This window comes from Oleiphilus sp. HI0132 (assembly GCF_001635845.1).
This window is the reverse complement of sequence record NZ_LWGJ01001100.1, coordinates 1-1,631: the sequence shown is the minus strand read 5'-3', so window position 1 is coordinate 1,631 and position 1,631 is coordinate 1. Positions and strand designations below refer to the sequence as shown.

General features: G+C 46.9%; 1 protein-coding gene. It reads left to right on the top strand.

Going from position 1 to position 1,631, the window contains the following annotated elements:
• On the top strand, positions 1 to 1,572 hold a 1,572-nt coding region (locus A3766_RS14515), incomplete at its 5' end, for an ATP-binding protein (protein WP_068642417.1).
• Positions 1,573 to 1,631 lie beyond the last annotated feature (59 nt).

The following is a 1,631-nucleotide window of genomic DNA, read 5'->3' as shown; positions in this document are numbered from 1 at the left end:
CGCCGCAACCACCTTCGGCTCGATTATAGTGATCATATTCGCTTAAGTTATCGCGCACCAGAAGGCCATATTGAACGCATCATTCTTCCTGCTGAACATGAAGGCCCCTTAGCGAGTTACTTCAGTAATCATGAATGGGAATACGGTATCGCACCCAGTACTGAGATCGAAAGTCACCAGACAGGCATTCAAGGCTTTTGGCGACGTTCTGAGTCAGGCTATGTTGTTGAATTTCGCCTTCCCCTAAGCCAATTAGATACCCAAGGAGCAGAACTGCATATTGCAGTTGTCGATGTCGACCAGCAGCCCTCCCTTGGTCCCAAGGCAATTATCTCGACACTACCGTCTGAGTTGGCAGGTCAATTTAACCCTCTAGAACTTCATGCAAGAGAGCTACAGCGAGTCATTGACCAGCTGAAGTCCAACTACGCGCATTTAGGCATCTACGACCGCCGGGGCCGCGAGTGGGCCTTTGCAGCAAGAGACAAAGGCGGCTTTGAACTTGATCAAGACTGCCTAAACAATGCCTTGAAGGGTAGCGTTCAGCAATACCAGCATATGAAAGGCGACGCTCCGGACTCCAGAATAACGACCTGTTACCCAATCATTAAGGATAATAAAGCCATAGGCCTAGTCGTCATCGATGAAGCTGCCAGCCATGTACTTGAACAACACAAAACCAGACTACAAGCTATTGCAATTAAAACCGGCGCTATCATTGCCCTGATCATCGCACTGATGTTTATCTATGCCCTCATTCTGGCCCAACGCATCACCAAATTAAGCCACAGTGCCCACAATGCTATTGACGGGCAAGGCCGAATCATCAGCACTGACAATATCTCTAGTAAAACAGCACCCGATGAATTGGGGGACTTGTCACGCAGCATCAGCAGCTTGCTTAAGCAGCAACAATCCTATACGCAGTTTTTAGAACGCATGCCACAAACACTTCGCCACGAGATTTCCAACCCACTTAACAAGCTCAGAACCTCGCTAGAGAACCTAATCGATGACAGGCCTGAACTAAAAGATAATACTTATGTTAAAAAACTCGATGCCGGGGTTGATCAAATAAGCAAGATCTCACAACAGCTCACTGAAGCGGCTAGCCTTGAAAATGCATTGCAAAATGAACATTTAGCAAGCCTGAACCTAAGCGAGTTTTTAGAAGATTACTGCTCATCCTGGGAGGGCCTACGAACCGAACAACCCAATAAAGTGGTGTGGGTGATGGCGGAAAGCTCTAGGCTCGAACAACTACTCGATAAACTTCTGGATAACGCCTTTGGTTTTTGTTCAGATGACGGCAAGGTATGCCTTCGCTTGATCGATAACGACTTAGAAACCTTGATTGAGGTCGAGAATGATGGGCCAACGATTACCGAAGGAAAAATGAATGAACTCTTTGCGCCAATGACTTCTACACGTTCGGAGGGTGGTGAAGTACATCTTGGGCTTGGGCTTCATGTCGCCAGAATCATTGCCGATCACCATCGAGCAACGCTCAAGGTCAGAAACCGTAAAGATGAAACAGGTGTCGTGTTCACCCTGATATTCAGAAAGCTATAGCTTTATAGTTACCTAAATAACTATAAAGCTAAGCGCAATGTCGAGCCGCCTCAAAAAGA